We start from the raw sequence: 268 nt of genomic DNA on the forward strand, positions 1-268 counted from the left end.
GGCATAGACAGCTAGGAGGTTGGCTTAGAAGCAGCCACCCTTTAAAGAAAGCGTAATAGCTCACTAGTCGAGTCGGCCTGCGCGGAAGATGTAACGGGGCTAAAACTATGTGCCGAAGCTGCGGATGCATAATTTATTATGCGTGGTAGGGGAGCGTTCTGTAAGCCGAAGAAGGTGGATTGAGAAGTCTGCTGGAGGTATCAGAAGTGCGAATGCTGACGTGAGTAACGACAAAACGGGTGAAAAACCCGTTCGCTGAAAGACCAAG

Annotated in this window: 1 rRNA gene; it reads left to right on the top strand. The window is 50.0% G+C overall.

The window, feature by feature from the left end:
- Window positions 1-268: ribosomal RNA gene (locus tag ACEO2X_RS14445) — 23S ribosomal RNA — on the top strand; the annotation flags it as partial.

Origin of the sequence: Acinetobacter sp. AL9 (genome assembly GCF_041464035.1) — a bacterium.
In the GTDB taxonomy this organism is placed as follows: domain Bacteria; phylum Pseudomonadota; class Gammaproteobacteria; order Pseudomonadales; family Moraxellaceae; genus Acinetobacter; species Acinetobacter towneri.